Here is a 12,199-nt window from a genome sequence, read left to right as displayed (position 1 = left end):
ACCCCGGGGCAGCGCCCCGGCCCCCGGCCCGGCCCGCGTCAGCAGCCTGCCGCACCCCCACCCCAGGAGCAGGTCCCGGCCGCGAAGGCGGACGCTCCGGCCGCTCCCAAGCAGGACACCCCGGCCGCGCCCGCCGCGGGCGGCACCGGTTCGGTCGTCCCGCCGAAGCCGCAGGGCCCCAAGCCCGGCGGTCCCAAGCCCGGCCCGCGCACCCCGCGCGTCGGCAACAACCCGTTCGGCGTCGGTTCCGGCGCTCCGGCCCCGCGTCCGCAGGCTCCGCGCCCCGGTGGCGGCCAGGGCGGCGACAACCGGCCCCCGCGTCCCGGCGGTGGCGCCGGCGGTGACCGTCCGGCCCCGCGGCCGGGTGGTGGCGCCGGTGGCAACCGGCCGAGCCCGGGCAACATGCCCCCGCGGCCGAACCCCGGCATGATGCCGGGCCGCACGCAGCGTCCCGCCGGTCCCGGTGGCGGCGCCCGCGGTGGTCCCGGTGGCGGCGCCCGCGGTGGTCCCGGTGGCGGCGGCCGTGGCGGCCCCGGCGGTGGCGGCGGCGGTCGTCCCGGTGGTGGCGGCGGCGGTTTCCGCGGCGGTCCCGGTGGCGGTGGCGGCGGCGGTGGCTTCCGCGGCGGCCCCGGTGGCGGCGGCGGTGGCGGCGGCTTCCGCCCGGGTGGCGGCGGTCCCGGTGGCGGCGGCGGTGCCCCGGCCGGTGGCGGCGGCTTCCGCGGTGGCGGCGGCGGTCGTGGCGGCCCCGGTGGCCGCGGCGGTACCGCGGGTGCCTTCGGGCGTCCCGGTGGTCCCTCGCGCAAGGGCCGCAAGTCGAAGCGGCAGAAGCGCCAGGAGTACATGGACAACATGCAGGCGCCCAGCGTCGGCGGCGTCCGCCTGCCCAAGGGCCAGGGCGAGACGATCCGGCTGCCGCGTGGTGCCTCGCTGACCGACTTCGCCGAGAAGATCGACGCCAACCCGGCTTCGCTGGTGCAGGTGCTCTTCCACCTCGGCGAGATGGTCACCGCGACGCAGTCCGTGTCGGACGACATCCTCGAGCTGCTCGGCGGCGAAATGAACTACAACGTTCAGGTCGTCAGCCCCGAGGAGGAGGACCGCGAGCTCCTGGAGACCTTCGACATCACGTATGGCGAAGACTCCGGCGAGGAAGAGGACCTGCAGGTCCGGCCGCCCGTCGTGACCATCATGGGTCACGTCGACCACGGTAAGACCCGCCTGCTCGACACGATCCGGAAGACGAAGGTCCGCGAGAGCGAGGCCGGCGGCATCACGCAGCACATCGGTGCGTACCAGATCGAGACCGAGCTCGAGGGCAACCCGCGCCTGATCACCTTCATCGACACCCCGGGTCACGAGGCGTTCACCGCCATGCGTGCCCGTGGTGCGAACTCGACCGACATCGCGGTGATCGTGGTGGCGGCCGACGACGGTGTGATGCCGCAGACGGTCGAGGCGATCAACCACGCGCAGGCCGCCAAGGCCCCGATCGTGGTCGCGATCAACAAGATCGACAAGGAAGGCGCGAACCCGGACAAGATCCGGCAGCAGCTGACCGAGTACAACCTCGTGGCCGAGGAGTACGGCGGCGACACGATGTTCGTCGAGATCTCCGCGCGGCAGAACATCAACATCGACGGCCTGCTCGAGGCGATCCTGCTGACCGCGGACGCCGCTCTGGACCTCCGGGCCAACCCGGACATGGAGGCCCAGGGTGTCGCGATCGAGGCGCACCTCGACCGCGGCCGCGGCCCGGTGGCCACCGTCCTGGTCCAGCGCGGCACGCTGCGCGTCGGTGACTCGGTCGTGGCGGGTGACGCCTACGGCCGCGTCCGCCGGATGGTCGACGAGCACAACGTCGACGTCACCGAGGCGCTGCCGTCGCGTCCCGTCCAGGTCATCGGGTTCACCTCGGTGCCGGGTGCGGGCGACACCTTCCTGGTGGTCGACGAGGACCGCGTCGCCCGGCAGATCGCCGAGCGCCGCTCCGCTCGTACGCGCAACGCGCTCAACGCGTCGCGCCGCAAGCGGGTCAGCCTCGAGGACCTCGACTCCGCCTTGAAGGAGACGAACAGCCTCAACCTGATCATCAAGGGTGACAACTCGGGTACGGTCGAGGCCCTCGAAGCCTCGCTGCTCCAGCTGGACGTCGGCGACGAGGTCGAGCTGAACGTGGTCCACCGCGGTGTCGGTGGCGTGACCGAGTCGGACATCGACCTGGCGACCGCGTCCGACGCGATCGTCCTCGGGTTCAACGTCCGTGCCCAGGGCAAGGCGACCGAGCGGGCCACCCGCGAGGGCGTCGACGTCCGGTACTACACGGTCATCTACCAGGCGATCGACGAGATCGAGCAGGCCCTCAAGGGCATGCTCAAGCCGGAGTACGAAGAGGTCGAGCTGGGCCGCGCGGAGGTGCGCGAGGTCTTCAAGTCCTCCAAGATCGGCACGATCGCGGGTTGCCTGGTCATGTCCGGCGAGATCCGGCGCAACGCCCGGGCCCGTCTGCTCCGCGACGGCACCGTCGTGGCGGAGAACCTGCCGATCAGCTCGCTGCGGCGGTTCAAGGACGACGTGGTCGAGGTCCGCGAGGGCTACGAGTGCGGTCTGACGCTCGGTTCGTACGGCGACCTCAAGGTCGGCGACCAGATCGAGACGTACGAGCAGCGCGAGAAGCCTCGCGCGTAATCGCTCGGGGCCGGGTGCGCGGGGAAAGTTCCGCGCGCACCCGGCTCATCCCTACTACACACCCAAACTGCCTATGTTCGTCGGAGCTCTCGAGCTCGACATCCTGCTCGGCGACGTCCATTCGCTGAAGCAGAAGCGATCCGTGGTCCGTCCGGTGCTGGCCGAGGTGCGCAAGCGCTTCGCCGTGTCGGTGGCCGAAGCCGGGCACACCGACCTGCACCGCCGGACCCTCATCGGGGTGGCCGTGGTCGCCGAAGGTGGCGAGCACGTCCGCGACGTGCTCGACTCGTGTGAGCGGTACGTGGCGAGCCGGCCGGAGTTCGAACTGCTCTCCGCACGTCGGCGGCTGCTCGGCCCAGACGATTAGATTTCCCTAGGAGAACGACATGGCCGATCCTGCTCGGGCTCGCAAGCTCGCCAAGCGGATCTCGCAGATCGTCGCGTCGGCGATCGAACACGAGGTCAAGGATCCCCGGCTCGACTACGTGACCATCACGGACACGAAGGTCACCGGCGACCTGCACGACGCGACGGTGTACTACACGGTCCTCGGCGAGAAGCTGGACTCCGTGCCGGACTTCGCCGGTGCGGCGGCCGCGCTCGAATCGGCGCGCGGGGTACTGCGCACGAAGGTCGGGCAGGGCACCGGCGTCCGCTACACGCCGACGCTGACGTTCGTCGCCGACACGATTCCCGAGGAGTCGAAGCGGATCGAGGACCTGCTCGCCAAGGCCCGTGAGGCCGACGCGGAGGTGGCGCGCCGGGCGACCGGCGCCCAGCACGCGGGCGAAGCCGACCCGTACAAGGCTCCTCGCGAGAGCGAAGACGCCGAAGACGACGAGTTCGCGGAGGAGGAGAGCCGGGGCTGACCCGTGCTCTCCCGCCGCGGCCTGCTCGCCGGCAGCGCACTGGCGCTGCTGGCGGGCTGCTCGTCTTCCCCGCCCCCTCCCGGACCGGCCCCGGTGCCGGAGCCGGCTCGGCCGTCGGCACCGCGCGAGCCGGTGACGGTCCAGCGCATGCACTCGGCGGCCCGCGGCACCGACGTCGACCTGGTGCTGATCACGCCCGAAGGTGTCCCGGCCTCGGGCCTGCCGGTGTGCCTGGCCCTGCACGGCCGCGGCGCCCAGGCACGAACCTTCCTCTCCCTCGGCGTCCCGGCCTTCCTGACGGCGGCCGTCCGCGCCGGAACCCCGCCGTTCGCCATCGCGGCCCTCGACGGTGACCACTATTGGGTGAACGTCGGTGGCGACGACGACCCGCAGCGCATGCTCACCGAGGAAGTCCCGGGCTGGCTGGCCGCCCGCGACCTGCGTCCGGCGTCGGCGGTGTTCGGCATTTCGATGGGCGGCTTCGGCGCGTTGCGGTTCGCCCGCGCCCACCCGGACCTGAAGGCGGTGGCCACGGCGAGCGCGGCGCTGTTCGTCAGCTGGCCGGACGCCCGCAGCCGCAAGGTGTTCGCGGACGAAACGAACTGGCGCGCGGAGGAACCCCTGCTGCACACTGCCGATCTGCGCCCCGCGGGCCTCGGCGTGTGGTGTGGTGAGTCGGACCCCTTCCGGGGCGCGGACCGCCGGCTGGTGAAGGCGGTTTCGCCCGAAGTGTCCCGGTTCTCGCCGGGCGGGCACGATGACGAATACTGGCGGGGCGTACTGCCGGAGATCGTGAAGTTCGTGGGGGAGCGCCTGTCATGACCGACCCGTCCGGCCTGTCCAAGGCCGTCTGGACCGACGCCGACTTCCCGCAGATGGGCTGGCACGACAGCCGCGTCCACGCGCTCAGCTTCCTCGAGGACGACGACCCGCCGCCGGGCCGGCTCCTGCTCGACCTGGACTACCTCGTCTGCTGGGTCGAGCCCGCCCGGCGGCCGAAGCACTTCACGTTCTGGGTCGCCCCGGCGACGCTGGTGTTCGACGAAGCCTGGGACATCACCGGCGACATCGGACCCCTGCACGGCAGCCTGGAGATCGCGGACCTGCACCGCCTCGACCCGCCCGACGACAAGCCGTACCCCGCGTGGCACGTCGAAGGACACGAGTTCGACCTGAGGTTCCGGGCGCGGGGCTTCCGGCAGTACTTCCGCGCCCGGCCACGGCACGTCGACCGGCAGGTCCTCACCATGGCCGAGCGCGGGGGACTCAGCTTCGCCGAGCAGGCCTTCGCCTAGGACACCATCGCGAACGCGGCGTAGTACTCGCTGCTCATGTCCCGGTCGTTGCGGTCGGGGCTGACCTCGGCGCCCACCCAGCCTTGGAACGCTCCGGCGTCGTCGATCACCTGCAACAGCGGCCGCACGTGGCTGTTCCCCAGGTAGCACCCGTTGTACGACAGGCACTCGCACCAGAACTCGTAGCTGTTGCGCCGGCCGCCGAAGTCGCCGGTCAGGTAGTAGAACCGCCGGTCGCCGCTGTCGGCGAGCTTCTTCACGCACGCGTCGTACTCCGGGGTTCCCGGGTTCGGGCAGCAGGACGCCGCGTCACAACCCGCGTTCCGCTGCACGTACCCGAGGCACGAACCGTCCGTGCAGGCGTTCCAGGTGGGACCCACCGTGAAGCTGCCGCCCGACCCGCGGGCCACGGTGGTGACCTTCAGCTTGTTCCAGCTCTGCGCCTCGTACTTGTACGAGCGCTGCGTGGCGCGGACGGCGCTCATCGACGCCTTGCTCGTCTGGGCCAGCGAAGCATTGCTCCCGTATGCGTAGCCGCCGGTGATCGAGTACGTGTCGGTCACCAGCTGCATCCGGCCCAGGCCCGGGTGCAGCTCGGAGACCGCCCAGGTCTCGCCGAGGTTCACCGCGGTCGTCGAGCCGTTGATCGTGCTGCTCGTCCAGGTGATCGTCACCTGGCCGGACGTCGAGTCGTAGGCGTAGGTGCCGGTGAAGTGGCCGTTCGGGTCACCGGTGAACCCGGGCGCGGTCTTGATCGCGCAGTTGTTCCGCGGGTTGGTGCCCGGCTGGAACTCACCGCAGTAGTAGACGTCCCCGCTGTTCACCGGAACGGGGTAATCGCGCTGGCTCCACGTCCAGAAGTTGTGCTGGACGGCGTTGCTCGACGGGTCGAACACGAGGTAGCCGAGCCGCAGGTAGTTGCTGCCGGCGGCGTCGGTGAACCCGGCGACGCTGACCACCCAGTTCTGCTTGCCCAGCGGCGGCGGCGCGGCGTGCGCGGCGGACGCGCCGAGCAGCAGCGTCGAGGCGAGCACGGAAAGCACGACAGTAACGAAAACGCCGATTCGGCGGAAAACCCCCATCAACATGGTGGGAGCGTAACTCATGGACGCACTATTTCGAAGCGAAGAGAATCCCCTGCGAAACCTCGGCCTCGGGGTTCAGCAGCCATTCCGCGTCCACGGTGAAGCCGGCTCCCCGCACCCGCCGGGCCAGCCACCAAGGCTGCCGGAGGTGGACGCGGACCCGCATCGGGTGCCCGCCGTAGCCCTCGGTCTTCAGCCGGGTGCCCGCGCCGACGTGGTAGCCGATCATCAGCAGCCCGCCCGGCCGCAGGACGCGGTGGAAGTGGCCCAGCGCCGCCGGCACCGCCTCGTCCGGGACGTGGATCAGCGACCAGGACGCCAGCACGCCCGCGACCGAGGCGTCGGGCAGCGCGAGGTCCGTCATCGACCCCACCTCGAACCGCAGCTCCGGGTGCGACCGGCGGGCGAGGTCGATCATCCCCGGCGAGAGGTCGACGCCGGACGCGTCGACGCCCAGCGAAGCCAGGTACGCGGTGAAGTGCCCGGGGCCGCAGCCGACGTCCACCGCCGGCCCGTCGAGCTGCGTCGCGAACAGCGTCAGCGCCGCCTTGAGGTACGGCTCCTTTTCGAGTGCGTCCGAGACGAACTCCGCGTAGCTTTCGGCCACCGTGTCGTAGGACGAGGCGGTGTCCGCGAGCCAGGTCATGCCCGCGAGCGTATCCCGTCCAGCACCAGGGCGAGGCCGCGTCGCCAGTCCTGCGCCGCGGACGCCCCGGCGAACACCACCGCCAGGTCCTCGCCGCGGAAGTCCGGCCGCAAGCACCCGGCCTCCCGGGCTCGCTCGATGATCCGGTTCATCCGGGAACCGTTGGCTTCCTTGGCTTTCTCCAGCGCCGACGCCGGGTCGAACGTCCGCGAGCACACTTCGGTGAAGCCGCGGTCGGAGACCTGCATCTGCACCGAACGCTCGACGAACAGGACGAAACCCGCCCAGGGGTCCTCGCGCGCGAGGGCCTCGTCCAGTACCGCCTGAGCTTCTTCCAGCGTCGGCAGGAACGCGGCTTCGACGAGGTCCGCCCGCGTCGGGAACCGGTTGTAGAGGGTGCCGATGGCGACTTCGGCGCGCCGCGCGATCTCGTCGAGCGGGGCGTCGACCCCCTTGGCGCCGAACACTTCCCGCGCCGCCGCGACGAGTGCTTCCCGGTTACGCCGGGCGTCCGCGCGCAGGGGACGATGCTCGACGGTCACGGTCCGCGATTATAGCCGCGTACGCCCGGGCGGCCCGCCCGGTTGCCTGCTGATCGGAACCTCACAGTGCCCACCGCGCACGCCCACCGGGAGCACAATGGGGTAGCGGGGGTCAACCCGCACCGAGACGGCCACCGAGGGGAGGTCGGTACCTGTGCACTCCGACCTCTCCCCGTCCGGCCGCACCGGAGTCCTCCTGGTCGGCACCCGCGGGCAGCGGGGTCCCGGGGAGGTGCTGATCAGGATCAGGGGCGGCCTGGAAACCTTCCTTGCCTGGTCCGACACGGAGCTGCCGAAGGGCACGACCGTCCTGGTCGTGGAATCCCGGGGACGGCGCACGGTCGACGTCGTGGCGTGGGACGTCTCGGATCCCGCTTCTTAGCGTTCGCAGAAGGACTGCCGATGTTCGGTTATCGCGTGCCGGCCCCCAACGAGGCGATGCTGATCTCCGGGGGCAAGAACAGCAAGGGCGCGTCGCCGTTCCGGGTCGTCACCGGACACGGCGCGTTCGTCATGCCGGTTTTCCGGAAGGTCCGGTTCCTCACGCTTTCCATGTGCGAGGCCGAAGTGACCGAAGTGTGCGTCACCAAGCAGGCCATCGCCCTCACCGTCCGGGCGGTGATCGCGTTCAAGGTCGGCAACGACACCGAGAGCATCGTCAACGCCGGCCAGCGGTTCCTCTCCGACCAGGACCAGATGTCGGTGCTGACCGGCCGGATCTTCGCCGGGCACCTGCGGTCCATCATCGGATCGATGACCGTCGAGGAGATCATCACCGAGCGGCAGAAGCTCGCGACCGAGGTGCTGGACGGCTCGGCGGTGGAGATGGCGAAGATCGGCCTCACCGTGGACGCCCTGCAGATCCAGTCGATCGACGACATGAAGCTCGGCTACATCGCCGCGATGGCCGCGCCGCACAACGCCGCCATCCAGCGGGACGCCCAGATCGCCCAGGCCGTGGCGAACAAAACCGCGGCGGAGGCCGAACAGGAGTCACAGCGGACGCAGGCCGAGTACGCCCGGCAGACGTCCGTCGTGCAGGCGCGGTACCGCGCCGAGGTCGAGGCGGCGCAGGCCCAGGCGGCCCAGGCCGGTCCGCTCGCGCAGGCGAGGGCGCAGCAGGAGGTCATCGACGCACGCACCGAGCTGGCCCAGCGCGAAGCCGAGCTGCGGCAGCAGCAGCTGGTCGCCGAGGTCATCAAGCCCGCCGACGCCGAGGCCGAGCGGATCCGCATCCTGGCGGTCGCCGAGGCGGAGAAGATGCGCATCCAGGCCGAGGCGGCCGCGTCGCACAACCGGGTCGCGCTCGACCGGATGCTCATCGACCAGCTGCCGCAGATCGTCAAGGAAGCCGGGCGCGGGCTGGCGGGGGCGAACGTCAACATCCTCAACGGCGCCGACGGCCTCGGTGAGATGGCCGCCGGGCTCGTCGGCCAGGGACTGTCCATCCTGGACTCGGTGAAGCGCGGCCTGAGCACCCCGCCGGCGTCACCTGTCCCTGCGCCGGCAGCGAACGGTCAGGTGACCAAGCCGGAACTCACCCAGTAGCCGCTTGCCGATTCAGGAAGCGGGTTTCACCGCGACGACCAGGTCGCGCAGGATGGCCTGGTCGACGCGGTGGGCGAACTCGTCCCACGGCCCGCCCTCGCGGACGTCCAGCCCGGCCTTGCGCAGCACCTCGACGAGCTCTTCCCGCGGCAGCACGGTCGTGTTCCAGGAGATGCCGAGCGCCCCGCCGGGCTTCAGCACCCGCGTCCACACGGGAACGGCGGCGGCGAGCAGGTCGCGCGGGCTGCGCTGGAGGCCGGCCTCGCGGTGGCTGCCGTGCTGGACGCCGTACGGCGCGTCGGTGACGATCACGTCGCAGGAGTTCGCGCGCAGCACCTCGTCGGTCGTGAGGGTGTCGGCGCTGAAGTAGGTGAGTTTGCGCGTGTCGCCCGCTTTGTACGCTTCCTTGTCCCAGGCGTACTCGATGTCGAGGCGCCGGCCCAGGCGGACCTTGTTGCGCCGCAGCTGGCCGGATTCCGCGGTGTGCTTCACGCGCTTGTTCCGCAGCCAGGTCTTGATGAACGCCTCGTAGGCCTCGAAATCCTTGGCGTCGACGTCCAGGCCGGTCGCGTGCAGGCCGTACATCATCGCCTGGTTGAGCGTGGTGCCGCGGCCGCACAGCGGGTCGAGCAGGTACTTCGGCCGGTCCGAGAACGGGTCCGCCGTAGCCAGCAGCGTGACGTTCACCAGCAGCTTGGTGAACAGCTCGTTCGTCTTGCCCGCGTACTTCTGGATGGTCAGCAAGTCCGAATCGGCCTTCGCCAGCGGTGTCACGGGCACCGGACGGAGGACGCCGTCACCCAGCTCGAACAGCGCGTACAGCGACGAGACGTTCGACAGGAGCGCGAGGTCGCTCTCGCCGAGGGGCGCCGAGCTGGTGAAGCGCACGTAGCCGACGCCGCCGAGCTCGACCTCCTCGATCGCGGACAGCTCGGCCGCCAGGGCCGCGCCGAACACCGCCAGCTCGGCACGCAGCAGCGTGGGGGAGGAGGCGGCGTAGACCCGGTTGGCCGAGGGGTAGACCAGCATCGCGTACTCAGGCATCCCGCAGAGCGTAGCGTGACGCACCGTGACCCCTACTTCGGCGCAGGACATCCGGGACGCCGCGGCACTGCTCGCCGCGGCCACCGACGTGACGATCCTCGGCCACGTGCGGCCGGACGCGGACGCGCTGGGCAGCGCACTGGCCCTCGGCCGGGCCCTGCGGCAGCGCGGCGCCCGCGTGCGCGTCTCCTTCGGCGAGCCGGACGAGGCCCCGGAGACGCTGCGCTGGCTCGACGAGGACGGCCTGCTCACCCACCCGGACGACCTCCCGGACTCCGAGGCGCTGCTCGTGTGTGTCGACACGCCGACACCGAAGCGGCTCGGCCGGCTCGCCGGGCGCGTCGAGCTGGCCGGCGCGGTGCTGGTGATCGACCACCACGCGACCAACACCTTCTACGGCACCTGTCACGTCGTCGACGAGCGCGCCGAGGCCAGCGCGGTCCTGGTGTTCCGCGTCCTGGACGAACTGGGCGTCGAGCCGGACGAGCCGATCGCGCGCGGGCTGTACGCGGGGATCGTCACCGACACGAGCGGGTTCCGCCGGGCGAGCCCGGAGACGCACCGGATGGCGGCCCGGCTGCTCGAAGCCGGGGCCGATCCGGAAGTCATCGTGCGGCGGATCGTCGACGAGCGCCCGTTCGCCTGGCTGCCGATGCTCTCGTCGGTGCTGCGCGAGGCCCGGCTGGAGCCGGAAGCCGCGCAGGGCCGGGGATTCGTGCACGCGGTGGTCCCGCTCGACGCGGCGCGGACGGTCCGCGGCGAGGAGGTCGAGTCGGTCATCGACGTCGTGCGCTCGGTGCGCGAGGCGGCCGTCGCGGCGGTGCTCAAGCAGGACCCGGCGCAGCCCGGGCAGTGGCAGATTTCGTTGCGCAGCATCGGCATCGACGTCTCGGCGGTGGCGGCGGAGTTCGGCGGCGGCGGGCACCGGCAGGCCGCGGGCTGCACCATCGCGGGCTCCGCCGACGAGGTCGTCGCGGGTCTGCGCGAGGCACTGGAGCGGGCGCCGCTGCTGTAGCGCGTCGGATGGCGGGGCCGGAAAGTTCCCGGGTTCCCGCCGGTCAGAACTGTCGGTGGCGGCGGTTAGAGTCCGGTTCGTGGTGAACGTGGAGGAGATCGAGCGGGTCCCGGCGAAGCGCGTGCTGGGCTTGGCGGTGCCCGCTTTGGGGGTGCTGGCCGCCGAGCCGTTGTACGTGCTGGTCGACACGGCCGTGGTCGGTCACCTCGACGCGCTGTCGCTGGCCGGGCTCGCGCTCGGCGGGGTCGTGCTGGCCCAGGTGTCGAGCCAGCTGACGTTCCTGTCCTACGGCACGACGTCCCGCACCGCCCGGCTGCACGGCGCCGGCCGCCGGGCCGACGCGGTGCGCGAAGGCGTGCAGGCGACGTGGCTCGCGGTGTTCGTCGGGCTCGTCGTGCTGGCCGCGGGGCAGCTGCTGGCCTGGCCGATCGCGCGGGTGCTGTCGGGCAGTGACGAGATCGCCGCGGCCGCCGTGTCGTGGCTGCGGATCGCGCTGTTCGGGGCGCCGCTGATCCTGGTCACCATGGCCGGCAACGGCTGGATGCGCGGGGTGCAGGACGCCGCGAAGCCGTTGCGGTACGTGCTGGCCGGCAACGGGATCTCGGCCGTGCTGTGCCCGGTGCTCGTGTACTGGGCCGGGCTGGGGCTGGAGGGGTCGGCGATCGCGAACGTCGCCGCGCAGGTGATCTCGGCGTCGCTGTTCTTCGCGGCGCTGGCTCGCGAGAAGGTCGGCCTGCGGCCGGACTTCAAGGTGATGCGCGCCCAGCTCGGCCTCGGCCGCGACCTGGTGCTGCGGAGCATGGCGTTCCAGGCGTGCTTCGTCTCGGCGGCGGCCGTCGCGGCCCGGACGTCGACCGAGGCGGTCGGGGCGCACCAGGTGGTGCTGCAGCTGTGGACGTTCCTCGCGCTGGTGCTGGACTCGGTGGCGATCGCCGCGCAGTCGCTGGTCGGGGCGGCCCTGGGGGCGAACTCGGCGCGCCAGGCGCGCGGGGTGGCGTCGCAGATCACCGGGTACGGGCTGCTGCTGGGGTGCTTCCTGTGCGTGCTGTTCGCGGCGTTGTCCTGGGTGCTGCCGCACGCGTTCACGTCCGACCCGGGCGTGCTGGCGGAGATCCCGCACGCGTGGTGGTTCTTCGTGGCCCTGCAGCCGATCGCGGGGGTCGTCTTCGCCCTGGACGGCGTCCTGCTGGGAGCGGGCGACGCGGCGTTCCTCCGCAACGCGACGCTCGGCAGCGCGGCCCTCGGCTTCCTCCCGCTGATCTGGGCGTCCCTCGGCTTCGGCTGGGGCCTCACGGGCATCTGGACCGGCCTGTCCCTCTTCATGGTCCTCCGCCTCGCCGCGGTCCTGGCCCGCTGGCGCTCCGGAAACTGGGCAGTAACCGGCGCCACCCGCCCCACCTGACCCCACCCCCACGTGACCAGCCCCGTAACTCGCGTGATCAGACCCGTGACTCGCGTGATTGAGGCCGG

At 71.6% G+C, this 12,199-nt stretch carries 13 protein-coding genes; 9 read left to right on the top strand and 4 right to left on the bottom strand.

What is annotated here, in order from left to right; translation table 11 throughout:
- The 5 genes from infB to CCN39_RS14360 all read left to right on the top strand — a co-directional run.
- On the top strand, positions 1–2,685 hold a 2,685-nt coding region (infB, locus tag CCN39_RS14380; RefSeq protein WP_086842228.1), incomplete at its 5' end, for a translation initiation factor IF-2.
- A gap of 73 nt (positions 2,686–2,758) precedes the next feature.
- Positions 2,759–3,052, top strand: coding sequence for a DUF503 domain-containing protein (locus CCN39_RS14375; protein WP_003083991.1), 294 nt, complete (start codon positions 2,759–2,761; stop codon positions 3,050–3,052).
- 19 nt (positions 3,053–3,071) lie between these two features.
- Complete coding sequence (gene rbfA, locus CCN39_RS14370) at positions 3,072–3,554, top strand: 30S ribosome-binding factor RbfA (RefSeq protein WP_086842224.1); 483 nt, start codon at positions 3,072–3,074, stop codon at positions 3,552–3,554.
- A 3-nt stretch (positions 3,555–3,557) separates the two neighbouring features.
- The gene (locus CCN39_RS14365; RefSeq protein ID WP_086842222.1) at positions 3,558–4,376 is read left to right on the top strand and encodes an alpha/beta hydrolase; all 819 of its coding nucleotides are present in this window, start codon (positions 3,558–3,560) and stop codon (positions 4,374–4,376) included.
- Positions 4,373–4,849 (top strand): hypothetical protein, encoded by a 477-nt coding sequence (locus tag CCN39_RS14360; RefSeq protein ID WP_086842221.1) that lies wholly within the window; start codon positions 4,373–4,375, stop codon positions 4,847–4,849. The genes CCN39_RS14365 and CCN39_RS14360 overlap by 4 nt, the downstream gene beginning before the upstream one ends.
- Here CCN39_RS14360 and CCN39_RS14355 read toward each other — a convergent pair.
- From CCN39_RS14355 to CCN39_RS14345, 3 genes are all read right to left on the bottom strand, one after another.
- The gene (locus CCN39_RS14355) at positions 4,846–5,892 is read right to left on the bottom strand and encodes a hypothetical protein (RefSeq protein ID WP_244210787.1); all 1,047 of its coding nucleotides are present in this window, start codon (positions 5,890–5,892) and stop codon (positions 4,846–4,848) included. The genes CCN39_RS14360 and CCN39_RS14355 overlap by 4 nt on opposite strands.
- A 70-nt stretch (positions 5,893–5,962) precedes the next feature.
- On the bottom strand, positions 5,963–6,580 hold the full coding sequence (locus CCN39_RS14350) for a class I SAM-dependent DNA methyltransferase (RefSeq protein WP_086842217.1): 618 nt from the start codon (positions 6,578–6,580) through the stop codon (positions 5,963–5,965).
- The gene (locus CCN39_RS14345) at positions 6,577–7,122 is read right to left on the bottom strand and encodes a TetR/AcrR family transcriptional regulator (RefSeq protein ID WP_086842215.1); all 546 of its coding nucleotides are present in this window, start codon (positions 7,120–7,122) and stop codon (positions 6,577–6,579) included. The genes CCN39_RS14350 and CCN39_RS14345 overlap by 4 nt, the downstream gene beginning before the upstream one ends.
- Positions 7,123–7,276: 154 nt before the next feature.
- Here CCN39_RS14345 and CCN39_RS14340 point away from each other — a divergent pair, with 154 nt between their 5' ends.
- Together CCN39_RS14340 and CCN39_RS14335 are read left to right on the top strand one after the other, a co-directional pair.
- Positions 7,277–7,504 (top strand): NfeD C-terminal domain-containing protein, encoded by a 228-nt coding sequence (locus tag CCN39_RS14340; protein ID WP_086842213.1) that lies wholly within the window; start codon positions 7,277–7,279, stop codon positions 7,502–7,504.
- A 20-nt stretch (positions 7,505–7,524) separates the two neighbouring features.
- The gene (locus tag CCN39_RS14335; protein WP_086842211.1) at positions 7,525–8,670 is read left to right on the top strand and encodes an SPFH domain-containing protein; all 1,146 of its coding nucleotides are present in this window, start codon (positions 7,525–7,527) and stop codon (positions 8,668–8,670) included.
- A gap of 12 nt (positions 8,671–8,682) precedes the next feature.
- On the opposite strand, the gene CCN39_RS14330 is transcribed toward CCN39_RS14335, so the two are convergent.
- Positions 8,683–9,714, bottom strand: coding sequence for a TRM11 family SAM-dependent methyltransferase (locus CCN39_RS14330; protein WP_208630228.1), 1,032 nt, complete (start codon positions 9,712–9,714; stop codon positions 8,683–8,685).
- Between the two features lie 25 nt (positions 9,715–9,739).
- Here CCN39_RS14330 and CCN39_RS14325 point away from each other — a divergent pair, with 25 nt between their 5' ends.
- Positions 9,740–10,729 carry a DHH family phosphoesterase gene (locus CCN39_RS14325; RefSeq protein WP_086842207.1) on the top strand — a complete coding sequence of 330 codons (990 nt, stop codon included), beginning with the start codon at positions 9,740–9,742 and terminating at the stop codon, positions 10,727–10,729.
- Between the two features lie 82 nt (positions 10,730–10,811).
- Positions 10,812–12,131: an MATE family efflux transporter gene (locus CCN39_RS14320; protein ID WP_086842226.1), complete on the top strand. Its 1,320-nt coding sequence runs from the start codon at positions 10,812–10,814 to the stop codon at positions 12,129–12,131.
- Positions 12,132–12,199 lie beyond the last annotated feature (68 nt).

Source organism: Amycolatopsis kentuckyensis, assembly GCF_002155975.1.
GTDB lineage: Bacteria > Actinomycetota > Actinomycetes > Mycobacteriales > Pseudonocardiaceae > Amycolatopsis > Amycolatopsis kentuckyensis.
This window is presented reverse-complemented; position numbering and strand designations above follow the sequence as displayed.

Excerpts from the sequence above, each read along its gene's own strand:
- CCN39_RS14375 (WP_003083991.1), top strand. The coding sequence starts at position 2,759 with ATGTTCGTCGGAGCTCTCGAGCTCGACATCCTGCTCGGCGACGTCCAT.
- rbfA (WP_086842224.1), top strand. The coding sequence starts at position 3,072 with ATGGCCGATCCTGCTCGGGCTCGCAAGCTCGCCAAGCGGATCTCGCAG.
- CCN39_RS14360 (WP_086842221.1), top strand. The coding sequence starts at position 4,373 with ATGACCGACCCGTCCGGCCTGTCCAAGGCCGTCTGGACCGACGCCGAC.
- CCN39_RS14350 (WP_086842217.1), bottom strand. The coding sequence starts at position 6,580 with ATGACCTGGCTCGCGGACACCGCCTCGTCCTACGACACGGTGGCCGAA.
- CCN39_RS14335 (WP_086842211.1), top strand. The coding sequence starts at position 7,525 with ATGTTCGGTTATCGCGTGCCGGCCCCCAACGAGGCGATGCTGATCTCC.
- CCN39_RS14330 (WP_208630228.1), bottom strand. The coding sequence starts at position 9,714 with ATGCCTGAGTACGCGATGCTGGTCTACCCCTCGGCCAACCGGGTCTAC.